The organism is Polyangium jinanense, assembly GCF_028435265.1.
In the GTDB taxonomy this organism is placed as follows: Bacteria; Myxococcota_A; Polyangia; order Polyangiales; family Polyangiaceae; genus Polyangium; species Polyangium jinanense.
This window is the reverse complement of sequence record NZ_JAGTJK010000092.1, coordinates 1-26,072: the sequence shown is the minus strand read 5'-3', so window position 1 is coordinate 26,072 and position 26,072 is coordinate 1. Positions and strand designations below refer to the sequence as shown.

The 26,072-nt window shown below is 69.4% G+C and carries 21 protein-coding genes and 2 pseudogenes; 12 read left to right on the top strand and 11 right to left on the bottom strand.

Annotation, left to right across the window (positions count from 1 at the left end):
- Positions 1-438 precede the first annotated feature (438 nt).
- The 4 genes from KEG38_RS52405 to KEG38_RS52390 form a co-directional block, all read right to left on the bottom strand.
- Positions 439-1,473: a peptidase associated/transthyretin-like domain-containing protein gene (locus KEG38_RS52405; protein WP_272428494.1), complete on the bottom strand. Its 1,035-nt coding sequence runs from the start codon at positions 1,471-1,473 to the stop codon at positions 439-441.
- A gap of 237 nt (positions 1,474-1,710) precedes the next feature.
- The gene (locus tag KEG38_RS52400; protein WP_272428492.1) at positions 1,711-2,568 is read right to left on the bottom strand and encodes an RNA polymerase sigma factor; all 858 of its coding nucleotides are present in this window, start codon (positions 2,566-2,568) and stop codon (positions 1,711-1,713) included.
- A gap of 133 nt (positions 2,569-2,701) precedes the next feature.
- Entirely contained in the window at positions 2,702-2,947 is a 246-nt protein-coding gene (locus KEG38_RS52395) for a hypothetical protein (protein WP_272428490.1), read from the bottom strand.
- A gap of 266 nt (positions 2,948-3,213) precedes the next feature.
- Entirely contained in the window at positions 3,214-5,409 is a 2,196-nt protein-coding gene (locus KEG38_RS52390; RefSeq protein WP_272428488.1) for a hypothetical protein, read from the bottom strand.
- Positions 5,410-5,507: 98 nt separating this feature from the next.
- Here KEG38_RS52390 and KEG38_RS52385 point away from each other — a divergent pair, with 98 nt between their 5' ends.
- Positions 5,508-7,826 (top strand): DUF6891 domain-containing protein, encoded by a 2,319-nt coding sequence (locus KEG38_RS52385; protein ID WP_272428487.1) that lies wholly within the window; start codon positions 5,508-5,510, stop codon positions 7,824-7,826.
- Here the strand turns inward: KEG38_RS52385 and KEG38_RS52380 are convergent.
- Complete coding sequence (locus KEG38_RS52380; protein WP_272428484.1) at positions 7,815-8,111, bottom strand: hypothetical protein; 297 nt, start codon at positions 8,109-8,111, stop codon at positions 7,815-7,817. The two genes, KEG38_RS52385 and KEG38_RS52380, sit on opposite strands and share 12 nt — an antisense overlap.
- Positions 8,112-8,606: 495 nt before the next feature.
- Here KEG38_RS52380 and KEG38_RS56450 point away from each other — a divergent pair.
- Positions 8,607-8,810, top strand: a pseudogene (locus KEG38_RS56450) (transposase); the annotation flags it as partial.
- A 432-nt stretch (positions 8,811-9,242) separates the two neighbouring features.
- Here KEG38_RS56450 and KEG38_RS52375 read toward each other — a convergent pair.
- Positions 9,243-9,590 (bottom strand): hypothetical protein, encoded by a 348-nt coding sequence (locus KEG38_RS52375; RefSeq protein WP_272428483.1) that lies wholly within the window; start codon positions 9,588-9,590, stop codon positions 9,243-9,245.
- 781 nt (positions 9,591-10,371) lie between these two features.
- Here KEG38_RS52375 and KEG38_RS52370 point away from each other — a divergent pair.
- Positions 10,372-10,671, top strand: a complete 300-nt coding sequence (locus tag KEG38_RS52370; RefSeq protein WP_272428481.1) for a hypothetical protein — start codon at positions 10,372-10,374, stop codon at positions 10,669-10,671.
- A 25-nt stretch (positions 10,672-10,696) separates the two neighbouring features.
- Here KEG38_RS52370 and KEG38_RS55940 read toward each other — a convergent pair whose 3' ends face one another.
- Both KEG38_RS55940 and KEG38_RS52360 read right to left on the bottom strand, forming a co-directional pair.
- The gene (locus tag KEG38_RS55940) at positions 10,697-11,044 is read right to left on the bottom strand and encodes an alpha/beta fold hydrolase (RefSeq protein ID WP_272428479.1); all 348 of its coding nucleotides are present in this window, start codon (positions 11,042-11,044) and stop codon (positions 10,697-10,699) included.
- A 578-nt stretch (positions 11,045-11,622) separates the two neighbouring features.
- Positions 11,623-11,751, bottom strand: a complete 129-nt coding sequence (locus tag KEG38_RS52360) for a hypothetical protein (protein WP_272428477.1) — start codon at positions 11,749-11,751, stop codon at positions 11,623-11,625.
- A gap of 63 nt (positions 11,752-11,814) precedes the next feature.
- On the opposite strand from KEG38_RS52360, the gene KEG38_RS52355 reads away from it, so the two are divergent.
- Positions 11,815-12,210, top strand: coding sequence for a hypothetical protein (locus KEG38_RS52355; protein WP_272428475.1), 396 nt, complete (start codon positions 11,815-11,817; stop codon positions 12,208-12,210).
- Positions 12,211-12,371: 161 nt separating this feature from the next.
- Here the strand turns inward: KEG38_RS52355 and KEG38_RS52350 are convergent, their stop codons facing one another.
- Positions 12,372-13,133, bottom strand: coding sequence for a hypothetical protein (locus tag KEG38_RS52350; RefSeq protein WP_272428473.1), 762 nt, complete (start codon positions 13,131-13,133; stop codon positions 12,372-12,374).
- Here KEG38_RS52350 and KEG38_RS56320 point away from each other — a divergent pair.
- Positions 13,074-13,538: pseudogene (locus tag KEG38_RS56320) on the top strand (tyrosine-type recombinase/integrase); the annotation flags it as partial. The gene KEG38_RS52350 and the pseudogene KEG38_RS56320 overlap by 60 nt on opposite strands.
- Before the next feature lie 403 nt (positions 13,539-13,941).
- On the opposite strand, the gene KEG38_RS52345 reads toward KEG38_RS56320, so the two are convergent.
- Complete coding sequence (locus KEG38_RS52345) at positions 13,942-15,492, bottom strand: M17 family metallopeptidase (RefSeq protein WP_272428471.1); 1,551 nt, start codon at positions 15,490-15,492, stop codon at positions 13,942-13,944.
- 168 nt (positions 15,493-15,660) lie between these two features.
- On the opposite strand from KEG38_RS52345, the gene KEG38_RS52340 reads away from it, so the two are divergent.
- A complete protein-coding gene (locus tag KEG38_RS52340; RefSeq protein ID WP_272428470.1) occupies positions 15,661-17,088 on the top strand; it encodes a protein adenylyltransferase SelO family protein in 1,428 nt (475 codons plus the stop codon).
- A 21-nt stretch (positions 17,089-17,109) separates the two neighbouring features.
- On the opposite strand, the gene KEG38_RS52335 is transcribed toward KEG38_RS52340, so the two are convergent.
- Positions 17,110-18,204, bottom strand: coding sequence for a hypothetical protein (locus tag KEG38_RS52335; protein ID WP_272428468.1), 1,095 nt, complete (start codon positions 18,202-18,204; stop codon positions 17,110-17,112).
- A gap of 185 nt (positions 18,205-18,389) precedes the next feature.
- Between KEG38_RS52335 and KEG38_RS52330 the strand changes: the two genes are divergently transcribed.
- The 6 genes from KEG38_RS52330 to KEG38_RS56315 all read left to right on the top strand — a co-directional run.
- Positions 18,390-19,325 carry a RipA family octameric membrane protein gene (locus KEG38_RS52330; protein ID WP_272428466.1) on the top strand — a complete coding sequence of 312 codons (936 nt, stop codon included), beginning with the start codon at positions 18,390-18,392 and terminating at the stop codon, positions 19,323-19,325.
- Positions 19,326-19,509: 184 nt separating this feature from the next.
- The gene (locus KEG38_RS52325) at positions 19,510-21,180 is read left to right on the top strand and encodes a serine/threonine-protein kinase (RefSeq protein WP_272428464.1); all 1,671 of its coding nucleotides are present in this window, start codon (positions 19,510-19,512) and stop codon (positions 21,178-21,180) included.
- A 4-nt stretch (positions 21,181-21,184) separates the two neighbouring features.
- Entirely contained in the window at positions 21,185-22,738 is a 1,554-nt protein-coding gene (locus tag KEG38_RS52320; RefSeq protein WP_272428462.1) for a Kelch repeat-containing protein, read from the top strand.
- 2 nt (positions 22,739-22,740) lie between these two features.
- Positions 22,741-23,712, top strand: a complete 972-nt coding sequence (locus KEG38_RS52315; protein ID WP_272428461.1) for a PEGA domain-containing protein — start codon at positions 22,741-22,743, stop codon at positions 23,710-23,712.
- 28 nt (positions 23,713-23,740) lie between these two features.
- Positions 23,741-25,777: an alpha/beta hydrolase family protein gene (locus tag KEG38_RS52310; protein WP_272428459.1), complete on the top strand. Its 2,037-nt coding sequence runs from the start codon at positions 23,741-23,743 to the stop codon at positions 25,775-25,777.
- Positions 25,778-25,922: 145 nt separating this feature from the next.
- Positions 25,923-26,072, top strand: a 150-nt coding sequence (locus tag KEG38_RS56315) for an IS4/Tn5 family transposase DNA-binding protein (protein WP_372518250.1), incomplete at its 3' end; no start/stop codon positions are given.

Here is a 26,072-nt window from a genome sequence, read left to right as displayed (position 1 = left end):
TCTGCATCTTCTCCGGCAGTGCTTTGCACGCGCCGGTCGAGGGGCCGCACTCGCAAGGCTCGCACGCGGCGGCAGGGGCGTCGAGGTCTGCGAGGAGGCGCCACTTCTCCGCGGAGGCACCCTCTGGACACTCCGGAGGTGCTGCCATCGCGTTTGACGGGTATACGAGGAGAGAGACCGCGACCTCCGACCAGTACCCGGCGTTTCCGCTGGGAACCGGGACGCACCGGCCGGGGCACGCGGATTGACCCGCGTCGGGTTCGGTGGGACCGGCTTCTGCATCGCCAGCATCCGCGCCCCCGTCCGGGATGCACTCAGGGGCGGGAAAAACCGCGTCTGGATCGCACTCCCCAGGAAAGAAGGATGGCGGCGCCGTGCAAGAGGCAGCGATCACGCCGAGGCCCAAAGCGACCGAGCAGATAAAAAGCTTTTGCATCTTCAAAATTCCCAACCTCCACCAAGCTGCACACCGATCATGACCGGGGGCTGATCGGAGACGACCGTCGATCCAACGGCCACCTGAACGCCGCTCGACAGACCGAGAACGTCAGCTTCCGCGCGGAGCGCAAATGACTCCGTGACTCGAACGTGCGCGCCGACGCGCGCGCCCGCGCCGGGCTTGATTGCCGAAAAATTGGCCGGTTTGAAGCTCTGTACTGCGAAGTCGACAGTGATTACGCCCAAATGCCCGAGGGCGCAGCCGAAGATCCACTTGTAGTGCCCGCACACACTCGCGATGCCGCCCGCTGTCATCGCACTGATTGGGCGGTCCGCCACGCCCGTGGTCAGCCATGCCGCACGAGCCTCCAATCCGAGCGACACATAATCGTTGGGCTGCACTCCTCCCGCAAGTGTCGCCCCCACGGCCGGCATCCACGACGCCACGCCAAACACCACCACCGGACCCGCCCCCACGAATCCGCGCAACCCCTTCTTCTCGCCCGCGTGGGCTTCCTTGGGTTGGTCGTCGTACGCGAACGGGTCCTCCTGCTTCGTGAAACCCGGTCCGGAGACCACAGCGGACAAAGTCGCGGTCGGGTCCTTCTCCGGCACATAGACCGCCGGCTCCTCCTCCACCTTGCGCGCCGTCAGGGGAACGGAAACCTTCATGTCCTTCCCCTTCACGGCCGTGAACTTCACGACCGCCTCTTCGAAGCCGTCGAGGGTCGCCCGGATCTCGTGCTCTCCTCCCGCCACGAACGTCCAGAAGGCCGAACGCCCCGCATCGTTCCGATCGATGCCGTCCACCGTCACACGCGCGCCCGCGTGAGAGACGAATATCTCGACCCACGAGCCATGAGCGCGCGCCACCTCGTGCGCCTCGAAGAAACGCCTGCGCTCTGCACGCTCCGCGGGCGTCGTAGCCGGGGCCTGATGGAGCGCGTAGAGCAGCAGCTCGGCGGCATCCTCGGGCCTGCCGCCCTCGACCAGCACGAGCCCGAGACGCCCCGAGACGAGCGGATCGGACCGCACGTTGAGCGCCTGGCGGTACGCCTTGGCAGCTTCCCGCAGCCGCCCCGCGGCGCGCTCGCGGTCCGCGAGCTGCGCGAACGCCTGGAACCGTAGCTCCACGTCCGCCTCGGGGCTCTCGTCGGTGGCGCTGGGGAGACTGCTCTGCGCCCGCGCCGCGGGCGACGCGAGAAGCAAGATCGAACAGCACACGATCGCGCGCATGGGGCTCGATTATTAGCACACTCGGAGGCTCGGATCCTAGTGGGACGTGTCCGCGGACGAACCCTTCGGGTCCGCGGACAAACCGCTCGTGGGGCGGCCTTGCTTGTCGCTGTCGACCAGGGGACGACGTGGCGTGTGCGGCGTGTGCGTCTGCTTCTTCGGCGTGGGTGGCTCCATGACGGGCACGGGTGAACCAGCGTGCTCGAACGACGACGCTGGCTCCGCGGCGTCCGCCGCCGCGTGCGCGACGTCCGTGGCGGACGCTGCCACGGCGCGCGCCGCACCCGCGGCCACGTCGTCAGGCCCACGCGGCGAGAGCGCGAGCGACGCGAACATTATGGCCATGAACAAGGCCCACAGATGGCCGAGTCGCTGAAACCAGTCGAAGAGCACGAGCAGGGGAGGCGGGACGGAGAAGAGTTCGTCGCCGAGACGCTCCCGCAACGTGTCGCGCGCGCGAGAGAGCGCCATCTTCGCCGCGTCCTCGGAGATTCCCAGCTTCGCCCCGGCCTCGTCGTGCGAATGCCCTTGGACGCACACCATCCACAAGACCGCGGCTTGGGAGGGGGGCAGGTCTCCGACAGCATCCATCACCTTGTGAAGGGCCTGCTTCAACTGCGCCGCGCGCTCGGGCGAGGGCTCCGATGTCGCGAACTTGGCCACGCGCCCAGCGTCGGATTCGAACACCTGCTGGTGCCGGCGAGTGATCCGGCGCGCTGTCCCCATCACGTTCCGCGCGATCGCCACGACCCACGGCTTCATGCCGTCAGGGTGCGGGGCGTAGTTGGGGAGGTCGCCGAGCGCATTGGCGATCACCTGCTGTTCCTTGTCGTCCGCGGAGTCGCGCGTGCGCGCCTTGTCGCTCCGGACGATGCGCCGGACATCGAGCCGCAAGCCGAGGAGCTCGGCGCGTCGGCGGCGTAATCGGATTTGGACGATCCCATGCCTACAAACAATGCGCGGGGAAGCGAGAGGTAACAGAAAATCGACGCGGTCCCGTCGACGCGTTCCGTTTTCGCAACTCAGTTTACAAATCTACCCGTCCCCTGCGGCACTCGCCGGCATCGCCGATCGCGGCCACCGGAATGGTGCTGGAAGCGAATGGATCCACGACGCCCACACTCGCATCACATTGCACGGGCGTCGACGATTCCGACGCGAACCAGGCCCCCGGCACGTTCTCGCAGAGCTTTCCGTGCGTCTTCATCGCCTCCTCGACGTGGAGGTCGACGCCGTTGCTCTCCTCGGGAAGGAAAAGCTTGCTCGGACACATTGCCTTTGAGGGCGGCCTTGCGCAGGTAAAACGACGCCTCCACGGACGTCAGCGCGTCGGGGCCCACCACCTCGAACGCGCGCATCCCCTGCACTGGCAACGTCGTGTCGACCGACACCGTGACCGCGGTCGCGATCGGGCGCGCACCTCCGCCCGCTCACGCAGGCGAAGCGCCCCCTCCCCGCGGCGCCTACCTGCCGGCGAGGCGCGGAGAGCGGCGTCGATAGCCAGCGGTGGCGAGATGGAGACTCGCGTTTTCCAGACGCTCAGGCAGTCACGCGGATCGACACCACTCCATACCCGCGCTCCTCTCGCTCCGCCCACGCGGTCAGCGCCGCGAACGACGGATCGACGACCGCCGCCGCGAGCTCGGCGTCGCTCACCCCCTTGCGCACCGCCCAGGGGACCAGCACCAGCCGGTCGCCCGGCTCGACCGCGATGTCGAACGCCGGCTGGGCTCGCTTGGTGCGTCCGAAGCATGAGGCGGAGGCGTTGCCGAGGAGCTTCCGTATCTCGGCGCCCCCCTCTCCTTCGAGCATTTCCTTCGTGATCTGGCCGCTCGCGAGCATGTCCTCGATCACGCCGTGCTCGTCCACCGCGATCGACGCCTGCCCGCCGCGCACCCGGTAGACGCGCGCAGCCCCGCGGCGCACGAGGCGCACGAGCCCCGGCACCACGGCGGCGATGACGCCTTCGGCGAGCGCGTCGAAGGCTGGGTCGGCGACGTTCATGGCGGCGAGCGCGGCGTCGATGCGCGCCGCCAGCGCCTCGGGGAGCGCCAGCGGATCGGCGGGCAGCGGCGCGCGATCCAGGACGTGCGAGGTCCAGCGGTGGTGGCGGTGGCGGACGCCGAGCGGCGGCGTCGCGGTCACGACCGGGAGCGGCGCGCCGTAGGCGGGCTCGGCGAGCAGCTCGCCGAGCACCCAGCGGCACACGTCGGCGCCGACGTCGCCGCAGTAGGGGGCCACCCCGCGGAACAGCGCGGCCACCGCGGCGCCGCCGGGTCGCGGGCTCCACACCTCGGCGTGCTCCAGGCCCCGCGGCCCCCACGCGAGCGCGGAACGGAACGTGATGCCGCCGTGGGAGGCCGCGCGCCGGCCGTATGGTGGAGGCGGCCAGGCCTCGCCGCGCGCCAGGGCGACGTCCTCGAGGCCCACCACCACCGCGGTGTCGCCGAGCGAGAGCGCGCCGGTCGGCTTCATGCCCTTGCGCAACGCCGGCAGGCCGGAGCACACGCCCCGCGCCACGTCGATCACCTCCGCGCTGTAGACGCCCACGTAGGCGCTGTCGCCGCCGATCACCAGCACGCGGCCCCCGTCGATCGCCACCGTGGCCGGGTACATGCGCGGCGCGCGCAGATCACCGGTCGGCGTGAAGGAGCGGGTCGCGAGATCGAACACGTCCACCTCACGCGTCACGCCCGGCCCGGAGGACGGGAGCCCCGAGACCACCAGCGCTCGCCCCTCGCCCAGCGAGACCAGGAACGGGGTGCGGCGCGGGCGCGCGGGCGGCGCGATGGGCTCGAAGGTGAAGGCCTCGGTGTCGAGCACGAAGTACGCGGTGGGTGGCAGGGGGGCGAAGAACCCGCGATCGTTCGCGATCAGGAAGCGGCGCGCGTCGAGGCGCGCCATGACCACGCGGGAGAGCGGCGGTCCGGGGATCGGCGTCCAGGTGTCGCGCGCGGCGTCGTAGAGCTCGGCCACGTGCGGGCTCCGCTCGTGCTGGCCGCCGAGCACCAGCACCCGATCGCCGGGCAGCAGGAGCTCCGCGCCGCCGGTGCGCGCGGCGCGCATGGACGCGGCGCGCGCCGTCGTGAGCGTGCACGGATCGAGGATCTCGACGGTGTCCGTCCCCCCGCCGGCGATCACCACGCGCCCGTCGCCGAGCCGCGTGGCCTTGGGGGCGACACGCGCCACCTGGAGCGGGATCTCGCGTGTCTCGCGCGCCGAAAGCGACACCACGTCGGCGTTGGCGAACGGCTCCCCGCGCATCGGCGGCTCCCCGCCGGCGACCAGCAGTCGATCGTCGTCGATCATCGCGATGGCCGGCGCCGCGCGGGCGCGCGACAGCTTGGCGATCGTGTGGAGAGCGGCCTCCGAGGATCGCGAGGGCAGGCCGCGCGCGGCCTCGTGGATCGTCGGCGCGCTGATGTAGAGGCCGCCCAGCTTGTGGAACAGCAGGGTGACCGGCCCGACGTCGAGGAACGCGAACGTCGACAGCGACGCGGCGTGGGCAGGCCCGCCGCCCTTGCGATCGAGCAGCACGGCGACGTGCACGCCGGGCGTGGAGCGCAGGCTCCACCCGGGGTCGCCCGGCTCCAGGATCACGTGGACCGGGGCCACGCCCGGGTCGGGGAGGACGATCTCGCAGGCCGGATCGCTGCCGATCCGAACCGGCGCGTCGGTGCGCAGCAAGAGGCCCGCGGCGGCGCCGTCGAGCACAGTGATCTCCACGGGCGTCATCGCGCCAGGATACGACGTGGGCGCCGCCCGCGTCGCGCGGTTCGACGTCGTGCCGATCCGGTTCTTGCGGCGTCCAGAGTCCCGTGCGACCAGGCGCCATGCTCGGCCATCGAGACGTCCCCTCCAAGCTCGACGCGATGATCGCACGCGAGCTCCACCTCGGGTACTCGGACGACGAACGGATCGTCGAGGATGCCACCGAGCAGTTCCCGGATCACGGCGAGCCCGTGGTTCGGGCGGCGCTCGCGGCCGCGCTGGAGAAGCGCGCGATCGAAGAGCGAGGGTGGCCCGAGACCACCGACTGCGATCGCCTCGACAGCGCGTTCGCCGCGCTGGAAGCCGAGGGCGTCGTGGCGCGCCAGAGCTTCTGGTGCTGCACGAGCTGCGCGATCCCGGCCATCAAGGCGGAGATGATGGACGAGGAGGCCCGCGGCACCGCGGTGCGCGGCTATGTCTACTTTCACTGGGGCATGCTCGACGACGTCGCCTCCGGAGGCCCGCTCGGCTTGCAGTGCGGCGGCGCGATCGCGGACGACGACAGCGCGCACGGCCGGATCGTCGAGCGCGTCGTGGCCGCCCTGAAGCGCGCCGGTCTCGCGGCCGAAGGGCGCAGCGAGCGGACCGTGGAGGTCGCGCTCGACTGGAAGAAACGCCGGCGCGCGCCGCCCCGGCCCGACGACGCGAAGTCGATCGAGGAGCACGTGGCGGCGTGGGAGCGCGCGTTCGCGACGGCGATCCTCTGCTGCGTACCGAACATGTTCCCGATCGAGCTGGGGCCCGCGCTGGTGTCGGTCGGCGCCGGCGCGCTCGCGGCGCGCTTGGCCTCCCGGAGCACCCGTGCCGGGATGGCCGATATCACCGCGCGCGCCTTGGCCGGCGCCGGCGAGGAGGCGCTCGCCCGCGAGGTGCTGCTCGCGGCGTACCGCCGGCATCCGTCGGTCGACCGCCGGTGGGACAATGACCTCACCACGGCGCTGACCCGCGATCCCGCGCTCTCGTACATCGCTCTCCTCCTGCGCGGCGGCCTTTCGGACGACGTCGTCGCGCGCGTCGCCGTCGCCCGCATCAGTCCCCTGCCGCCCACCATCTTCGCCGCGGCGGCGAAGGCATGGCTCGCGTGCCTCATGCGGGAGGCGGGCCGGCCCATCTCGAAGTACCAGGAGGATCGCTGGATCGGCGATTCGCGCGCTGTCTGGTCGTACGACGAGAGGACCCCCTACGAAGGGCGCGATGCCCGCGAGGGCCGCGTGCTGCTCGCGGCCGCGCTGTGGTCTTACCTCACGCCGGAGGAAAGCGAGGGCTACACAGACCCCGCGTTCGGGTGGCTCTGGTCCAGCGAGGAGCTCATCGAAAAGCCCCAGTCGCTCGCGCGCCGGGGCGCGTTCCGCGCGTGTGCGATCGCGAACGATCTCGAAGCGCGCCTCGACGAGGTGGAGGGCGGCGCCGTGCCGGATCTCATGGAGGAGATGATCGCGGCCGGCGAGATCGACATGGCGCGCGCGCTGCTTCCGAAGATCGATGGCGACGACCGGACGCTCGCCCTCATCGCGCTCGGCGAGCTGCCGCCCGTGGACGTGAACGCCACGAAGGAGCGCATCCGCGAGCTCGAGACGTCCTACCAGGATTGCCTCATCACGTACGCCGAGTGGGAGCGGGGGCCGGTCGTCGCGGCCCATGCCCTCGCCGCGAGCGGAGATCCCGAGTCCGCGTTGGCGCTGCTCACCGCGAGCCTCGAGGAGAAGGTGGCGGAGAGCAAAGCGGAGGTGGCCGCGGCGCGCGCGACCCTCGACCAGGCCGCCGCCGCGTCGTTCGAGATCGACTGGACAGCGCGCGCGCAGGACGTCTCCCCGGAGTGGACGCCCACGGACGAGCGGAGGCTCGAGAGCACAACTCGGGAGCTCACCGCGACCGAAGCGCAGGGCCTCATGCAGGTGCGGCAGCGCATGCGGTCGCTTTCGCGGTTGCTGGTGAAGCTCGCGGCCGTCGATCGCGAGCGCAGCAGCAAGATCTTCGACGACGTGGTGGAGCGCTTGGGCGTGGGCCAGGCGTGGTGGGGGGAATGCGTGACGGTGATGATGGCCGTCGGTCGCCTCGACGAGGCGCTGAAGCTCGATCGAGCTCCGGAAGCGCCGTCCATGGGTCGGCGCTCGATGGAAATCGCGCGATTGCTGCTGCTCGCCGGGCGGCGCGACGACGCCCTGGAGCGGCTCATCGCCTTCATGGCGAAGTGGGCGTGGCCCCGCGAGCTGCTCGACGTGGGCCTCATGCTCCTCTCGCTCGCTCCGCCCGAGAAGCGCCCCGCGATCGCGGCGCGCCTCCGCGCCGCGTACGACCGCGCCATCGTGGTGCTCGACGAGCTGGCTCCGCCTCCGCAAGCGGCGCCGTGCAGGGCACGGCTACTTCGCTCAGCCTGGTAGCATCGTCGCGGTCCCGGCCGACGGGACGAGCACGGTGGCGAGCACGCCGAGGTCGAACTCGCTCCCGATGGCGGCGGCGAGGCGGAGGGCTTCCTGCGTGGTTCGCGGCAGGCGGGCGATGGTGCGCACCATCAGATCGACGACGTTTTCGCTGTAGGCGAGCTCGTCGAGTCGTTTGAGGTCCCAGTAAAAACCCGTCCCGGGCTGTTCTCCGATCCGGCCAACCTGATCAGCAACCCCAACGACATCAACACCGTCACCGCCTTCGATTACCTCGGTTGGCACTATCCGCTCCGGAAGGGCGTCGAGGACGAATGTGCACTCGCCTTCCTCGAAGCCGCGTCCGACGACCCAGTCGTGGCCCAGGCCTCCGAGGACGCGCTCGCCGACCTGAAGGCGAAGGATCTGGCGAGGACGTTGATCTTGGACGACTAAAGCGCGAGCACATCGCCGCAGTGATCAGGCCGCCCCTTCCGGCTCCCAGAGCGCGCATGGCCTCCCCGCGGACAAACGCTCCCCAGGACCTCGCCCACGTGCGCTCGAAGCCCTGTCGATGGCCGAGGAGGGCCGGATCGATGAGCTCGTCGAGGTCGTCATGGGCCTGCTCGCCCGGGTCCGGGACGAAAACACGGCCCTCGCGGCGCGGCGCTCTCTCGGCCACGCAGCCGTTCGGCACCCGAGTCGGAGTCGCAAGCGTTCAGGTGGCGTAGCTTTCACGTACAACGCGGGGAAGAGCGGGGCGGAGGTGAAGCCTACGCGGCTCACGTTGTCGCGACGGAGCGTCTCGGGTTCGTCGGCGAGAACGTCCGATACGAGCTGAAAAAAGTGTGGCGCGACGGGACGAGGTGCGTCGTGCTGGATCCCTACGATTTTCTCGCTCGGGTATGCGCGATGGTGCCGCCGCCGCGTTTTCATATGGTGCGGTTTCACGGCGTGCTCGCGCCGAATGCGGCATTGCGAAGAGAAGTCGTTTCGTCGGCACGGTCATCGGCAGCGCCGAACGTCGCGCCACCCCGAGCGCCTTTGCAGTTACCTCTATTCGGTGAGCATTTCGATGTGGACGACGCCACCGGAGCCGGTGCGCTTTCGGGAATGGCAGCGAGAGTTGCCCCAGGGGCACACGCTTACGCATCGGCGGTCCACGCGCCGAGAGCCCCGCGCGGGCCAACCCTTCGCGAATCGCATCCGGTGTAAGCGTAACGTTTCGCCACCGCATCGTGCTCGCACACTTCGGACACGCTGTCACATCGATGGCGAACACATGTCGCAATCATGCCGTAGTCGGGGATACGGCCGCGGCGGGGGGGCGGCGGGGCGACGGTTCCTGCTCGAGGGTGAAATTGGCTGGTTATTTGCCCTAAGCGCTGACGCGGAGACCATCGAGATACGGCTGATCTCGATGAGAGATCGGTCCGTTCAGGGGCTCGGATACGACCAGCGCAGTGCTTCGGCGCTCGTGAAGCCGTAGCAGCAGTCGCTCGCCTCCTCGGGTATGAGCTCTGGCTTCAATCGACCTCCGTCGACGACGCCCGCGTAGAAGTAGTAACTGGTCCCGAGGAGCAGGAGCGCCTCCCGGCGGGTCGGATCTCGGAGCTCGACCTGCTGCAGATCGGCGGACGCAAGATCTGGAGCGCCGGTTACCGTGAAGGTGTTTTTCCAGGAACCCGACGGGAAGCCAGGGGGACCGTAGGCTTTTCCGACCGCGAACGCTTCCTCGATCACGCAACGATCCGCGACGCTGCCGAGCTCGAGCGTGAGCGTCATTTCGTGTCCGTAGCTGTCGGGCGCTCCACAATCGAGGGAGTGGAGATCCACCGGCAGATCGAGCTCGAGTCGGTGAGCGCTTCGTCGATGAGAGGCACCGTGCTCCTCGTAGACGCGAAACAACGGGAGCTCGTCGCAGGCGCTGGGCGAGCTCGAGGCGGCCTCTCGTGGAGGCGGCGGGCCGCCGTGAGAGCAGCAGGTCATGAGGGCGCCGAGCGCGAGAAGAGACGAACGGCTGCGCATGGTTTCGAAGACGCTCGCTGAGCGGACCCTATTCCGCTCGGCCGAGCTCGTGAGGGCAGACGTAGCAGCTCTTCCGAGAAGCCTGCACGGGATAGCCGCAGCGAGGACAGTTGCGCGAGGCGTCGAGGCGCCCGTCGAGGACCGTAGTGATACCGCGTTCTCGAGCTCGCCAGCGTTGGGCGGAGCGCTGCTCCGCGGTCGGGACGATCGGCTCGGCGGGTCGCCCGATGACCATGCGCGGCAATTCGCTGTCAGCCGGTTCTTCACGCGCGATGCAGTGACCCTGGCGCGCGTGAGCCAATGTTTCTTCGTCAGTGACGCAGAAGTGAACGTCTTCACCGCATTCGAAACAGTGCCGCACGCTCTCTCGTCCCATGGGCGCGAGCTCGTCCCAGGTCCGCGGACACACGACTTTCATGCGAACCTTACAGTTTCGGACGGTCCGAATCGTCTTCATGCGCCAAGAGTCAGGCTACCGGATCGGGCTAGCGACGCCAGGTGCGTTTGAGACGACGCGTACACGCTGTAGAATCAGCGCATGTCTGGTCATGGGACGACTCTCGGGACGCTGCTGCTCATCGTCGGGCTTTTCGTCGGGTTCGGTGTGTCGGAGTCTTTGACCGGCGTTCTCCCGCTCGATGCCAGAGGTTCGGCGCTCGTCGCGGGCGGTGTGGTGATAGCGGGTGGTGATGTCGCCATTCGGACGCGGTGGGGGATGGGCCGCTCGACGGAGCGGTACCTTCTGCCCGGTAACGGTCCGAGGCTCGGCTTCGCCCCTGCCTGGGTCATCGGTTTGGGGCTCTTGATTCTGGAGGCGGTCTTGTCGTTCGGCAGCTGAGGCGCCACAGCTGCACATAGGCGCGCTACTTTCGAGGCTTGAGCAGGTGACGCTCGACATGAGGCAACACCTCGCTCGCGCGCTCGGAGGCGAGCTCGTGAGTCCCGGCGGGGATCACCACGAGCTCGGCGTCGGGCAAGAGCTCGGTCAGGCGCCTCCCGACGGCGACCGGGCTGATCGGATCGGCGTCACCCCAGAGTAAGAGAACCGGGACCGCGATCTGGCCCAGGCGCGGCGTGAGATCCTCTCGCGCATCGAGAAACCAACGCGGGGCGTGCGGGTTCTGAGCCGCGAACTCTCGGCGCCAGTCGAGCGCACCGAGAGCGTGGACGTCGATGCCGCCCGACGTGACCGAGAGCACGAGCGATCGCACCTGCCGCTCGGAGCGCGATCAGCCCGCCCATGGACTGCGCGAACAAGATGCCATGCGTGCCGCACATCACCGGACAAGCCCGGGTCGGGGTCCATTCGCACCGGGAGAAGAGGCCTATGCACGCTCCGCACCACGGCAAAGGAAAGTCACTTTTCCACGGAGATTTTGCGAGGGGCCCGCTCAGAAACCACTGTTTCACGGCTGCCGCCAACCCGGCAGGGCCACTTTTCGATCCACTTTTTGTTGAATCATGAGGGGCTCGACGAGCGCGCTTCTGGTCGTTTTCACGGCGAGGACCCACATGGGCGAGGTGAACACCACGCGCCCGGCAAGAGCAAACCACCGGAAACGCTTGGAGCTCGGAATGTCAGGCTCCTGTTCCCCGGGAGTTTTGTGCCGTCCCGTCACGAGCCCCTTCATTTCCAGGGGTCAGCCCTCAGCATAGGCCACTTTTCGATCCACTTTTTGCACCCCCTGACGCGGCACTACCGCTGATGTCTCGACAATCGACGCGGAGCAGTTCGCAATCCGAGCGAAATGTGGGTGCGATGGTGGCCGGTTGCGGGTCCAGACCGCGGTCAATCAAGGGGCGGAAGCGCGCCGACCGCATCAAACAATCCATAACCAGTGCCAGAAGTCGGCTCGCTCAACCCATCGTTATTGCTCATCAAATCGATTGCTTTGGTGCTCAATTTCGTGATAAGCATGAAGACCCGTCCGATCGGGTGGGCCCCAGAGCCCCGGGACGGCATCCTTAGAAGGAGGGCGACATGTCGGACTCTCGCGCCGAGTCGACGACAACCATCATGGCGACGTTGGCCATCCCGCCGAACGCACTCCGGATCACGGCTCCGCCGCCCGACACCATCTCACAGCGGAACGTCGAGGCGATGACCGGCATCCCTCCGAGGGTCTTTCTGGAGGTCGTGCGTGCGCCCGGGTTTCCGCTGCCAGTGACGCGACTCGGAAAGCTCCGAATCGTCAACCGCGCCGCTTTCGTGGCATGGGTCGAGCAGGGTGCGTTTCGAGCAGCGCCGCCGCCGCCGCCCATCGCCGACGCAGCGGGCGAGCTCGAGGGCGAGAGTGCAGGCGAAATCCTGGAAGCGGTCGGACTGACGGAAACGTCGCGACGAGCTGCGGGACGTGCTCGCTCGCCAAGACCATAGGCCCCGGTTTAAGCAGCCGACGTGCCGCTCTGGCGACAGCCCGCGCTTGACACCGTGCGCGATGCCGCCATGGGCCCTCGCCGGGGCGCGGCGACGGTGCCGCGTTCTCCGGACTCGGCTCGCGTGAGCCGTTTCCAGCACGCCCAGCCTCGCTTGGCCGGCTATGCCGGCCGAGCGGCAAGGGCCGGAGGTTCATCATGCCCAGGGTAGCAACGGGGAATGTGTACGAGCGGCGCGGCAAGTGGTTCGCGCGGCTCACGATCGGAACGAAGAAGCGGCAGAGCTTCATGCTCGAAACCTGCAAGGATGAGGCAAGTGCCCTCGCTCGCCGAGCGATTTTGGCGGAGCTGGCCGCGAAGCTTCGCAAGTGCGGTAGGGACGACATTGCGCCAGACATCATCAAGCGCGCCGCAATGCGTGACGGCAAGGCACTGGACGAGGTGCGCAAGGCCGTTGACATGATCGCGTCGGGGCAGGTGGTGCAGAAAAACCTGACGCCGACGATCGCGCAAATCGGCAAGCGGTGGACGAGCGGCGAGCTGGCGGATCTTCATCCCGACCGGGTCAAACGAAGGCGGGCCGCGAAAGGCGACAGCTACTGGCTCGGCAGGTATGTCTATCCCATGGTCGGGGACGTGGCGATCGACAAGTTCTCGCTCGACCACGCGGAAGCCGTCATGCGGAGCTTGCCAGCGAAGCTTGCTCCAAATTCGCGTCGCTCGGTCGCGCAACTCATGCATCGCATCTGCTCGTTGGCGGTCCTTCCACTGCGCCATATCGCCGCGAACCCGCTCCCGCCGGGATTCGTACCGCGGTATCAGGCAGGAAAAGCGAAGGGGTGGCTCTATCCCGAGGAGGATGCAATGTTGCTGGGCTGCGCCGAAATTATACTGGCGTGGCGCATTTTCTATGGCTTCCTTCACCGAGAGGGGATGCGGCGATCGGAAGCCCTTCACATGAAGTGGTCTGACATCAACCTGGACCTCGGGGCGGTCGTGCTCGATGTAAACAAGACGGACGAGCCCCGTGCGTGGGCACTATCGCCCGGGGTGGTTGCTGCGTTGCGCGCGTGGCGAGACCATTGCGCAGCCAGAGGCTTGGACGTGTCAGGGGACGCGCTCGTGTTCGTGTACGACGAAGGAACGCGGACGGGACAGGGGCTCAGCATCAGTGATGCTGCCGGCCGGTTCCGTCGACATCTGGAGCTGGCGGGCATTCGCCGGCCGGAGTTGTTCGCGCGGACGGAGGCGAGGATGCCGATTCGGCTTCACGACGCGCGGGCCACGTTCGTCACGCTCGCGCTCGCGAAAGGACGGACGGAGGCGTGGGTGCAGGACCGAACGGGGCACAAGTCGAGCGACATGATCAACCGCTACCGGCGTGCCGCACGCACGGCGGCCGAGCTGGGGCTCAAGGAGTGCCGTCCGCTCCACGAGACGATCCCCGAGCTGGCTCCTCGGCTGGGCCCCCGTCCGATCGACGCGACGATCCCCGAGCGGGCCCCCACGAAGGAAAGGGCGGCGGAAAGGGCACCACACTCGCGGCGGGGGACTCCCGTATCCGTCGAAATCCAGCCAAGATCCGCGGGGTTGGCGACCCCGGGTCAGAGTGATCAGAACCGTTCTCCGAGGTTCCCTTCGGCTCTCCCGCCGCGCTCGGACCCAACCTCCATCCGCTCCAGGGTCCTTGTGAACGTGCGTTTACATCCCCCCCGCGCCGGCGCGCGCTCGTCTACTCCGCCGCCTGCCCCAAAAACGCCGTCAACATCGCCACCGGGCTCCCCGTCGGTCGTCCGAATTGCCAATCCGGCGGATCGACCACCACGCCCCCGATATCGAGGTGCACGAACGGGATCCGATCGCCCCGCAGGCCCGACGCGATGTCGAGGAACGCGAACGGGAACTGATGCCCGCGCGGCGTGTTCACCGACGCGAGCCGGTTCGAGCTCACCACGTCCTCCGCGCTCGATCGCGGCGCCACGAACGAATAATCCTCCCGCCGCGGCCGCGATCGCTCCACCGGCTCGCCCCACGCCTCGCCCAATCGATCCAGGAGATCCAGCGTCCCCGCCCGCTGCGCCGGGCCATTGCCGATCGCGCCGACGTACGGCCCGAACGCGCGATACACGTGGCCCGTGAGCGTCGCGATCGAGAACAAGGTCGGCGAGGGCGCGCGCTCCGCGATCGTCTTCGCCTCGGCCAGGAGATCCGCGAGCACGAGCCGCCCCTCCGCGTCCGTGTTCCCGATGCGCACCCGCACGCCGGAACGAGCGCGGATGATCTCGTCGCTCACGAACGCCTCGTCGCCCACGCTGTTTCGCACGAGCCCGAGCAGCCCCACCACGCGCACCGGCACCTTGAGCAGCGACGCCGCCAGCACGAGCCCCGCGACCGCGCCCGCGCCGCCCTTGTCGCGCGACATCCCGGCCATGTGCCCGTCCGTCTTCAGATCGGCGCCGCCCGTGTCGTACGTGACGCCCTTGCCCACGAACACGAGCGTACGCGACGCCGGCGCCTCGGGCGTGTACGAGAGCCGCACGACGCACGGCCGGTGACGCTCGACCCCCATCGAAGCCCGCGCCACCGCGGCGAGCAGCGGATAACTCGACACGTCGTGCTCCACGTCGACCTTCACGCCCGTGCCGCGGAACGCGATCTCGCAGAGCTCGGCGATCCTGCGCGGCGACATGCGCTCCGGCTCCGTGCCGGCGATGTCGCGGCAGAGCGCGCGCCCGTGATCGATCGCCGAAAGCGATCGGACCCGCGCCTCGTCGAGGCCCACCATGCCCACGGCCTCGGCCGTGCGCGGCGCCTTGCCTGCCTCCCGCGCCTCGACGGGCGCCCACTGGCTGCCGAGCGCCGCGAGCGCCGCCACCTCCCGCGCGCGGGCGAACCGCGGCCCCGCGGGCGCTTGCACCCACACGAGTGGCCGCGTCGCGCCCGCGTCCACCGCGCGGCTCGTCCCTGCGGCCACCGCTTCCGCGACGCTACGCACGTCGTCCGTGTCCTCGGCGAGCGGGCCCATCGGCGCCACCACGAGCCGACCGCCCGGCAGCGCCGGCGCCGCGATCACCGCGGGGAGCCGCGGGCCTCGATCGAGCGCTGCGTCGGCCTTGAGGGCGCACGCGAGCGCTGCGGACACGGGGCCTGTGAGGGTCGCGCGCGAGCTCACGGGCGAGGGCGCGACGAGGACGAGGGCATCGAAGGGCAGGCCTTCCAGGGAGCTCTGGGCGAGCGCGTCCTCGGGTTGACCGAGGAGCAACGGCGGATCGTAGGAGGACATCAGGGGGCATCCTAAGGGAAGGCGGCCAGCCGCCGCAACCGAGGGCGTCATGCTCCCGATGGCTCGCTTCCTCTGGTCAGCGGTGCCGAGGTGCCTTAGAGGACTCCCGTTTACCGATGGGAGGCTACGCTCGGATGAGCCGAGCTACGCCCCCAAACCCCCGTGCCCATGCCGATCACCCCCCGCTACCGCCCCGCGCCTCGCATCTCCTTGCTCGGCGACGGTTTCGCCGACGTCGTCACCCCGGCTCGATTCCAGACCCGCACGCTCCGGTTCCGCAACCAGCGCTGGGCCAGCCGCCTCGGCCTGGGCGAGCTCGACGCCGAAGAGTGGGACCGTCATTTCGCGCGCCTCGAGCCGCTGCCGTCGAACCTGCCCGCGCCGCTCGCCTTGCGCTACCACGGGCATCAGTTCGACGTCTACAACCCGCACCTCGGTGACGGTCGCGGGTTTCTCCTGGCACAGCTCGAGGATCCCGAGGACGGAAAACTCCTCGATTTCGGCACGAAGGGCAGCGGGACGACGCCGTATTCGCGCGGCGGGGACGGGCGGCTCACGCTGAAGGGCGGCGTGCGCGAGGTGCTCGCCGCCGAGATGCTCGAAGCGCTCTCCGTGCCCACGTCGAAGGCATTTTCGCTTTTCGAAACGCACGAGGCCTTGTTCCGGGGCGACGAACCCTCGCCCACGCGTTCGTCGATCCTGGTCCGCCTCTCGCACGGCCATATCCGGTTCGGTACGTTCCAGCGGCACGCGTATCACCGGGACACGGCACGTTTGTCAAAGCTGCTCGATTTCTGCATCACCCATTACGTGCCGGAGGCGGCGGGCGGCCCGGATCCGGCGGTGCGGTTCGTCGAGGCCGTGGCGCGGCGCTCGGCTCGGCTCGTCGCGGGGTGGACCGCGGCCGGGTTCGTCCACGGCGTGCTGAACAGCGACAACATGAACATCACGGGCGAGAGCTTCGATTATGGCCCGTACCGCTTCTTGCCCACGCTCGATCCCTCGTTCATCGCAGCCTATTTCGATCATACGGGCCTTTATGCATTCGGACAGCAGCCGCGCGCGGTGGCGCTCAACCTGACGCGCCTCGCCGATGCCTTGCGCCTCGTCTCCCCGTCGGCCGCGTTCGCGCCCGCCGTGCGCGCGTTCGAGCCAACGCTTCGCGAGGCGCGCGCGGCCGCGTTCCTCGCGCGGCTCGGCCTTTTGCCCTCGGATCCGGACGTCGACGCGAGCCTCGTCGAGACGATCGAGCTGTTCCTACAGGAGAGCCTGGTCCCCTTCGACCGATTCTTCTTCGACTGGTACGGCGGCGTCCAGAGCGAGGCGCGCGCCCGCGAGAGCGAAGCAGCCAAGTTTTACCAAGGCGAACGATTCGACGCGCTCCGGAGCCTGCTCGAGATCTACGCACCCGCCCGCCCCGACGCGCTCGCGCACCCCTATTTCCAGGGCGATGCCCCGTGCTCGCTGCTCATCGACGAAATCGAATCGCTCTGGCACGCGATCGACGCGCACGACGACTGGGAGCCGTTCGAGGCGAAGGTGGCGGAGATCCGCCGCATGGGAGAGGCGCTCGGCGCGAAGGCGCCGGCGGAGTGAGGCCGGCGCCGCGAAAAACCGTCAGAAGAGCTGGTGGCAGCAAATCGTGGTGGGTCCGCTCGTGTGCACCTCGCCTTGGGGCTGGGCCGCCGGGCAGAACCCCTCGCCGGCCGTCACCTTCGGAGGCACGATGTTGGCCGCTTCGAGCGAGTTGAACGCGGTGCAGCTGGTGATCGAGCTTCCCGCCGAACCGCAACCGGCCCCCGTCTTCTTGAACGCATTCGAGGCATCACAATACAATTCACTTCCCACGCAGCCGCACCCCGGGCACGAGCGCTGATCGTCGAATTGCTCGTACGCCACCTTCGAGAATTCCCAACCCGTCGGACAGGCGGTCTCCGCGCCGACCTTCTTGATGCACGCGTAATCGCTGTAGTTGCCGGTCGGCACGGTCACGCACGCGCCCCCGCTGTCGCAGGCGGAGGTAGCCGCGATCGGGCAAAGGTGCACGTTCATCTCCCAGGCGTTCCCGTTCACGAGCGTGCCTCCCGACGCCGAGCAGGGCTTTTGGTTATCGGCCGCCACAACCCCGTAGGTCCCGGTTACCTTGCAATCGGAGGATCCGAGCAACAGGACGCCCGGCATGTTCCCGCCCGAGATGCACCCATTGTCGTACGTCGTGGGCGTCCCCATCTCACAGCCATCGGCCCAGCACGACAGCTTCGCGCCGACACACGTGGCTCCGGGGTTGATCGTGCACTCGCACGGCAGGCATTCGGGCTTGGAGGGATCCGCGTACAAGATCTCGGGGAGGCTGTTGTCCGGACAGGCCCCCGCGTTTTTTTGCCAGTTCGTCGGCATGCCCCAGTAAGGCCCCATCCAGCCGTCCTTGAAGGGCACAGCCGGCAGGCATTGGCTGGCCTCGCCGCACGCCTCGCCGCCGCCTCCTCCAGGGCCACCGGGCCCCGGCATTCCGCCCGTTCCGCCCATCCCGCCCGGGCCCCCGGGGCCGGGCATCCCGCCCGTACCGCCCGTGCCGCCCGCTCCGCCGGTCGACGAGGTGGTATTCGCGGTCGGGGGCTGGTAATCCGTCAGTGCACACGACGCGATACCGATCGTCGAAAGCGCCCCCATCGTCGCCACCACGAGCGCGCCGCGTTTCGTCCACCCGCTCATCGTTCGTCCTCCTGCCAAATAAGAAAGCCGGCTCGCGCCCGGCCCCGACGGCGTTCCGGCCGCCATGCGGGAGGCCGCCCGCCTTCGTGGAAACACGATATCCGAACGCCGGACGCCCGTCATCTGCCCTCGCCGCCGCGAAGGCGACAATTCAATGCTGTTCAAACGTGCGATCTCTTGGTTTGATGCGCCGAGCCATCATGCACGACGCACCGCCGGCCGAGGTCCTCGTCGTCGCTGCCCCGAGCCAGCACGGCCGCGCCTCCCGCATCGCCGAGCGCCTCGAAGAGCGCGGCCTCCGCCCGAGGCGCTGGCCCGAGGAAGACGACAGCGCCGATCCCGCCCGCTCGTTCAGCCGCGCCGCGAAGACCGCCGCCGCGATCGTCCTCTTCGTCGATCGCAGCTTCGCCGCCGGCAAGATCGGCGCCCCCGAAGAGCTCGTCCCCGCGCTCACCAAGGTGACCGACAAGCTCCTGATCGTCGCGGTCGATCGCCCCGCGCTCGCCCCGTTCGTCGATCTGCGCGCCGACGTCCTGCCCGCGCGTGGCGGGCTCGAAGAGCTCGACGAGGGTTCGGCGCAGGATGTCGAGCGCCACGTCGTGCACGAGATCCTCGCCGAGGTGGACGCGTCGCACGCGCCCGCGCGCACGGACGCCTTCGACGAGTACCGCCTGCTCTTCGACAGCACCGAGCGCCTCGTCGAGCGCAGGCGCGGCACCACGCAGACGTTCCTCACGGTGAACGCAGGCCTGTCCGCGGTCGTCGCGTTCCTGATCAAGGACCTCGCGCTCACGGGCACGCGCCTCGCGTTCGTGACGATCCCGCTCTTCTTGATCGGCATGCTCGCATGCCGTCTGTGGAAGCGTACGATCTTGCAGTACGAGGACCTCGTCGACTGGCGCTACCGCCAGCTCCGCCGCATGGAGCGACGGCGCTTCGTCGGCAGCTACCGCCTCTTCACGCGCGAGTGGGAGGGGCTCTACGCGCCGCGCGGCAAGAAGCGCTTCGGCTTCTCGGCGCTCGAGGCCACGGTGCCGGCCACCTTCCAGGCGCTGTACGCCCTCGGCCTCGTGTTTGCGCTCGCTTCCCTCGCGGGCCTGCTCGATCACCTGCGACCTTGAGCGCCGAGGCCCTCCGGCCCCGGGACGGCGCCCGGGCACGTTCTGGCCGAATTTCCGCGCGTTCACGGGGCCTTCGGAGAACCCGTAAGCCCCGGATCTCGGCGAGGGTTGTGGAGAGTCCGCCGGGAGCGGTATAGTTCGGCTGGATCCGCGTGCCCGGCTCGGGCGCCCCTTTCGCTTCCTCATGCCGCCCTCGTCCCAAAACCCGCCCGCGTCTGCTCGACCGCCGAGCGAGGCCGCGATCACGGGCGCAGAGGAAAACCCCGCGCGCTCGGAGGCAGAGGCCCGCGCCATCGCCGACACGCAGGACGCGCCGCGATCGATGTCGCCGCGCTCCATCCCGCCGCGCTCCACGCCCGACGCCTCGCCCGCCACGACCTACCTCGCCGGTGACGTCATCGCCGGCAAGTACCGGCTGTCGAAGGTCCTCGGCGAAGGTGGCATGGGCGCGGTGTGGCTCGCGAAAAACCTCACGCTCGACATCGACGTCGCCGTCAAGCTCATCCGCCGCGACTTCGCCACGGCTGAGGCGTCGCAGCGCTTGCTGCAGGAAGCGCGGGCCGCAGCGCGCATCGGGCACCCCTCGATCGTGCGCGTGTTCGACTTCGGCACGACCGAGCAGAAGGACCCGTTCATCGTGATGGAGGTCCTGCACGGCGAGTCGCTCGGACAGACGATCGCGCGCAGGCGCAGGCTCTCGCCCGCGGCCGCCGTGCGCACGCTCCTGCCCGTCGCGAGCGCGCTCGCGGCCGCGCACGCGAAGGGCATCGTCCACCGCGATCTGAAGCCCGACAACGTCCTGCTCGTGACCGACGATCGGGGCGCGGTCGTGCCCAAGATCGTCGACTTCGGCATCGCGAAGCTGCACCACGAGGAGGTCGTACGCACGACGACGCAGGCCGGCGTGATCCTCGGCAGCCCGCACTACATGTCGCCCGAGCAAGCGTGTGGACGCAGCGACGTCGATCACCGCACCGACATCTGGGCGTTCTGCGTGATGCTCTACGAGGTCGCGACGGGCGTGAAGCCGTACGACGGCGGGAACTACAACGCGCTGCTCAGCGCGATCCTCCTGCGTGATCCGGAACCCTGGTCCGTGCACGAGGTCGACGACGAGGACCTCTGGTCGATCGTGCAACGAGGTCTCCTGAAGGAGGCCGACGATCGCTGGCAGACGATGCGCGAGCTCGGCGCCGCGCTCGCGGGGTGGGCGCAGAGCCACGGCGTGGAGACCGACGCCGCGGGCAACTCGCTCCGCGCCCACTGGCTCGAACCCGAGGAGCACCGGCCGCTCTCCGATCGGCCGCCGATGTCCGCCTTGCAGCCCTCGTCGCCGCGGCCGCGCATGATCTCCGAGCGCGAGCTCACGCCGCCGCCCTTGCCCACCTACGACGCGGCCGATCCCGCGGCGCAGAACGCGGACGCCGACGCCGAGACGAGCGGTCCGATTCGCCCACCGTCGAGCGTCCCCTCGCCGACGACGAGCACGCGCCCGCCCGAGCGACGCTCGGCCGCGCTGTGGATCGGGCCGCTCGCGCTCGCGGTGGGCGCGGCTTCCGCGGGCGCGTGGATCTACATGACCGGAGACGACTCCACGCAGGGCGCGGCAAGCGCGCGCGCACCTCAGGCCCTCACCGCGCCGCTGCCGAGCGAGGCCGCGATGAAGCCCGCGGCGTCCTCGCGGGATGCGCTGCCCTCCGCGGCGCCGCCCCCGAGCGCCGCGCCTGCATCGAGCGCGAGCAGCGACGCGCCCTCGCGAGCCACCACGCCCGGCACGAACGCGCCGAACGTCTCGAAGCACCCCGGCGGCAACAAGGGCCCGAACATGCCCGTCCCCACCGAACCCAACTTCTGAGCTCATGAACGCTCGCGGCACGCCGCTCACGCTCCTCCTTCCCCTGCTGCTCGCGCCCGTCGCGTGCTCGTTGCTCGCGGAGTCGGAGCTCACGGGCAAACCTCTCGGGAACACCGGCGGAGGCGCGGCCACGGGCACGGGCACGGGCATGGGCGGGACCGGGAACGAGGGAGGCGGCGGCGCCCCGCCATGCAGCGGGCTATGCACCGCGAGCGAGGCGTGTTGCGAGAACGCGTGCGTCGATCCCGCGACGAGCGTCGAGCACTGCGGAGGCTGCGGGCAGGCGTGTGCGGCCGGCGAGCGCTGTTGCGGCGACGCGGGCTGCGCCGCGTGCTGCGAGACCGCGGATTGCGCCGCCGATCATCAGTGCATCGGGAACGCATGTGTCCTTCAGTGCAGCGGGCAAACGGAGGCGTGCGGCGATGTCTGCGCGATCCTCGACTCGAACCCGCAGCACTGCGGCGCGTGCTTCAAGGACTGTCTCGCGGGGCACGCGTGCATGGACGGCGTGTGTCAGTCCGGCTGGGCGTCGATGAGCACCACGAACGCGCCCGCGCCGCGGCAACGCGCGGCGGCCGCGTGGGCGGGCACGAAGCTCTTCGTCTGGGGTGGCCAGAACGCGCAGGGCGCGCTCGGCGACGGCGCGCTCTACGATCCGAAGACCGACACGTGGACGGCGATCACCGGCACGGACGCGCCCGAGCCGCGCGTCGACGCGGTCGCGGTGTGGACCGGCGAGCGTGTGCTCGTGTGGGGCGGCGGCCCTGCGAACGGCTCCACCGCGCTGAACACCGGCAAGCTCTATGATCCCGCGACCGACACGTGGGGCCCCGTCGCCATCGCGCCCATCGGAAGGCGCGCGCCCGTCGCGTTCTTCACGGGCAGCCGCGTGCTCATCTGGGCCGGCAGCAGCGGCGGCTCGCCCATCGCGGGCGGCGCGCTCTACGACCCGGCCATGAACAAGTGGAGCTCGATGAGCACCGCGAGCGCGCCGAACGCCCGGACGAACACCGGTTGGGTCTGGTCCGGCACGGAGATGCTCCTCTTCGGCGGCCGCCCCCTCGGCTCCGGCGCGTCGAGCGAGGGTTTCGGCTACGATCCCGTGATGAACAAGTGGCGCAGCCTTTCCACCCAGAACGCGCCCGCCGCGCGGTATGATGCGTTCACCGTGTGGATGAACGGCACGATGCTCGTGTACGGCGGGCGTGACGTGGCCGGCGCTGCCTTCGATGACGCCGCGATTTACGACCCGATGAGCGACGTGTGGAGCTCCACGACCGCGAACACGAAGCGCTCCGCGCCGATGGGTCGGACGGGCGTGACGGGCTACGCTGGCCCGCACGCCGTCCTCGCGGGTGGACTCGACACGGCGCAGAAGATCGCGACCGACGGCGCCTCCTACGACGTCTCGAACGCGCAGTGGAGCGTGATCCCGACCTGGCCCTCGATGGCCGATCACGAGAACGGCGTCGCCGTCTGGACCGGCGAGGAGATCATCCTCTGGAGCGGGCTCGACAACGTCACCTTGATCTCCGCGGGGGAGCGCTACCGTCCTTGACCGTGATCCCGAGGCGTTTCGTCTCCTCCCTCGTCCTCGCCGCGACGCTCCTCTGCCAGGGGCTCGCGCACGCGCAGAGCCCTGCGGACGTCGCCGCCGCGCGCGACCTCTTCCGCGACGGCGCCAAGCTCGCGCAGGAGGGGCGCTGGGCCGAAGCGCGCGAGCGGTACATGCGCTCGCTCGCCCTCAAGCGCGCGCCGCTCACGCTCTACAGCCTCGGCGTCGCGAACCGCGAGATCGGCCGGCTCGTCGAGGCGCTCGAGAGCTTCCGCGCCTTCCTCGTCGAGGCGGATCTGCAGAACGCAGCCAACAAGCCGTACGAGCAGCCCGCGCGTGACGCGATCATCGCACTCGAAAAACGCGTCGGCCGGCTCGACATCCGCATCGCCCCCGCCGCACCGCCCGCGCTCAGCGTGCGCGTCGACGGCGCCGAGGTCCCGCAAGCGGCGCTCGGCGTGCCGCGCATCGTCGATCCCGGCGAGCACACCATCGTCGTGCGCGCCCAGGGCTACCGCGAGGCCACGACCAAGGCGAAGGTCGGCGAGGGCGAACAGACCGCGGTCACCGTCACGCTCGTGCGCATCGCCCCGAAGGGACCCGGACCCGGACCCGGACCCGTGAAACCGCCCGGCGGAGGCACGCCGCCGATCGTGCCCGAAAAGCCCGTCGCGCCCATCTTTCTCCTCGCGGGCGGCGCCGTCGCCTTCGCGTCCGGGCTCACGGTCGGATTGATTGGTGTTCAAAAGGCTTCCGACGCCCCCGTGCAAGACGGCCCCGAGGCCGCGCTGGCGCGAAGGCTCGCGCTCGCGGGCGACATCGTCGGCAGCGCCGGCATCCTCGCCGCGGGCGCCGGGCTCGCGATGCTCCTGCTCGGCAAGCCGCCGGACCCGCCTGCCGAGTCCTCCGAGTCCTCCGAAGTCTCGGTCCAGCCGTTCGTCACGCCGACCGGGTTCGGCCTCGTCGGCCGTTTCTGATCGCGCCGCGTCTGGTAGCATCGCGCGCATGCGCCTCCCGCGTCTCGCCCTCCTCCTCACCACGGGCCTCGTTGCCTGTGCCTCGCCCGAGCCGCCGAAGCCCGTGCCGGTCCCTCCGGGCGCCCTCGTCCCTCCCGCGTTCGAGCCCTCGCAGCCGCAGGCGCCCGAGCCTCCCGCCGAGGCCGCGCTTTCGTCGGGCATCACGCTCGAGCAGCTGCTCGACGTGCACCGCTCGACGGGCGCGCGCGCGCTCGGCCGCGAAAAATTCCTGTTCCTCTCGGACGCTCCGGGCACGATGCAGATCTTCTCGGCCTCGCTCGACGCGGCGCCCACGGCCGAGCCGCAGGCTTCGGTGCAGCTCACCAAGTTCCCGGATCGTGTCTCGGGCCTGCGCATCGCGCCCGGCGGCGCGGGCGCCGTGTTCCTCAAGGACAAGGGCGGCGACGAGAACGATCAGATCCACTGGCTCGATCTCGCGGCCGGCGACAAGCCCGAGGCCACGCAGGCGCTCACGGACGCGCCCAAGGTCAAGCACACGCTCCCCGTCTTCGACGACGCCGGCAAGCGCATCGCGTTCACCTCGAACGCGCGCAACGGCAAGGACATGGACCTCTACGTCGAGGCGCTGCCCGCGAAGAAGGAGACGTTCGGCAAGAAGCCCGTCGCCGAGCTCTCGGGCAGCCACGCCGTGGCCGATTTCCGCGGCGATCGTGTCGTCGTCCTCGAGGTCCGCTCCGGCTTCGATCAGGATCTCTGGCTCATCGACGCAAAGACCACGACGAAAAAACTCCTCACGAAGCACAAGGGTGACGAGCGCTGGCTCTCGCCGCGCTTCACGCGGGACGGCAAGTCCTTGCTCGTGCTCACCGATCGTGGCCGCGAGTTCCTCTCGCTCGTCGCGCTCGACGTGGCCACGGGCAAGATCACGCCCGTCTTCGAGCTCGACCACGACGTGCAGGACATCACCGTCCCCGCGTACGCGAGCGCCAACGCGGCGGCGGGTCAGCCCGAGGACATCGCCGTGCTCACGGTCAACGTCGACGGCGTGGAGGAGGTGCACGTCGTGACGCTCGACGCGAAGCGGAAGGTCGTCGCGAAAAAGAAGACCGATCTCGGCGGCGTGGTGAACAGCCTCGACCTCGATCCAGCCGGCAACGCGGCGTTCGTCAGCATGGAGCGCCCGAACCTCCCGACGGAGGTCTACCGTGTCGACGTCGCGACCGGCGCGGTGACGCGCGCGACGAAGAGTCACCACGCGGGCATCGACATGTCGAAGCTCGTCCCGGCCGAGCTCGTCACGATGAAGTCCTCCGACGGCCGCGCGATCTCGTTTTTTTATTACCAGACGCCCCCCAAGGCCGGCGAGAAGCGGCCCGTCGTGATCTCCGTGCACGGCGGTCCCGAAGGCCAGGCGCAGCCAAACTTCAGCCCGCTCGTGCAATGGCTCGCGCTCGCCGGGTATGCGGTGGCGATGCCGAACGTGCGCGGCTCGACGGGATACGGGAAGTCGTTCGCCCACCTCGACGACAAGGAGAAGCGCGAGGACTCCGTCCGTGATCTCTCCGAGGTCGGCAAATTCATCGCAGCGCGCCCCGACGTCGATCCCGCGCGGATCGCGCTCCTCGGCGGCAGCTACGGCGGCTACATGGTTCTCGCCGGGCTCACGCTTTACCCCGATCAATGGGCAGCCGGCGTCGACATCGTGGGCATCGCCAATTTTCGCACCTTCCTCGAGCAAACCGCGCCTTATCGCCGGGCCCTGCGCGAGGCCGAATATGGCTCGCTGGCAAAGGACGGCGCGTTCCTCGACCGCGTGAGCCCCATCCACAAGGTCGACCGCATCAAGGTCCCGCTCATGGTCGTGCACGGCACCCGCGATCCACGCGTCCCCATCGGCGAGGCGCGCCAGATCGCCGAGGCCGTGAAGAAACGCGGCCTGCCCGTCGAACTCTTGACCTTCGAGGACGAGGGCCACGGCATTGCCAAGCGCAAAAACCGCCTCGTCGCGTTCCCCGCAATGGTCGATTTCCTGGACAAACACGTCAAGGCGAAAGCAGCGAAATAGCGCTTCTGGAGCCGCTGCGCCGGGGTTTCACCCCGGGCCCGACCAGGGGCTATCCGCCCCTGGACCCGGACCAGCCAGGGGCCTGAGCATTGGTCCCATCTCCGATCGGTACATTCCCCCCCTCTGACGACATTTACCGAGTGAGATGTTGGATGCAGGGGCAGCCTTGTCGGCGGAAGCGTGGGCGGAGGAGGAGTTCGGGCATGCGGACCTTGGAGACAAGCGCCGGACCCGGCGACTGACGCGCATGGCCGCGCAGGCGGCGCTGTTTCCCTCGGGGAAGGTGAGTGAGGTT

Coding starts and splice junctions, on each gene's coding strand:
- KEG38_RS52360 (WP_272428477.1), bottom strand. CDS start 11,751: ATGCTTATCACGAAATTGAGCACCAAAGCAATCGATTTGATGAGCAAT.
- KEG38_RS52310 (WP_272428459.1), top strand. CDS start 23,741: ATGCGCCTCCCGCGTCTCGCCCTCCTCCTCACCACGGGCCTCGTTGCC.
- KEG38_RS52320 (WP_272428462.1), top strand. CDS start 21,185: ATGAACGCTCGCGGCACGCCGCTCACGCTCCTCCTTCCCCTGCTGCTC.
- KEG38_RS52370 (WP_272428481.1), top strand. CDS start 10,372: ATGTCTGGTCATGGGACGACTCTCGGGACGCTGCTGCTCATCGTCGGG.
- KEG38_RS52345 (WP_272428471.1), bottom strand. CDS start 15,492: ATGTCCTCCTACGATCCGCCGTTGCTCCTCGGTCAACCCGAGGACGCG.
- KEG38_RS52330 (WP_272428466.1), top strand. CDS start 18,390: ATGCGCCGAGCCATCATGCACGACGCACCGCCGGCCGAGGTCCTCGTC.
- KEG38_RS52355 (WP_272428475.1), top strand. CDS start 11,815: ATGTCGGACTCTCGCGCCGAGTCGACGACAACCATCATGGCGACGTTG.
- KEG38_RS52340 (WP_272428470.1), top strand. CDS start 15,661: ATGCCGATCACCCCCCGCTACCGCCCCGCGCCTCGCATCTCCTTGCTC.
- KEG38_RS52385 (WP_272428487.1), top strand. CDS start 5,508: ATGCTCGGCCATCGAGACGTCCCCTCCAAGCTCGACGCGATGATCGCA.
- KEG38_RS52325 (WP_272428464.1), top strand. CDS start 19,510: ATGCCGCCCTCGTCCCAAAACCCGCCCGCGTCTGCTCGACCGCCGAGC.
- KEG38_RS52390 (WP_272428488.1), bottom strand. CDS start 5,409: ATGACGCCCGTGGAGATCACTGTGCTCGACGGCGCCGCCGCGGGCCTC.
- KEG38_RS52395 (WP_272428490.1), bottom strand. CDS start 2,947: ATGTGTCCGAGCAAGCTTTTCCTTCCCGAGGAGAGCAACGGCGTCGAC.
- KEG38_RS52335 (WP_272428468.1), bottom strand. CDS start 18,204: ATGAGCGGGTGGACGAAACGCGGCGCGCTCGTGGTGGCGACGATGGGG.
- KEG38_RS52375 (WP_272428483.1), bottom strand. CDS start 9,590: ATGACGCTCACGCTCGAGCTCGGCAGCGTCGCGGATCGTTGCGTGATC.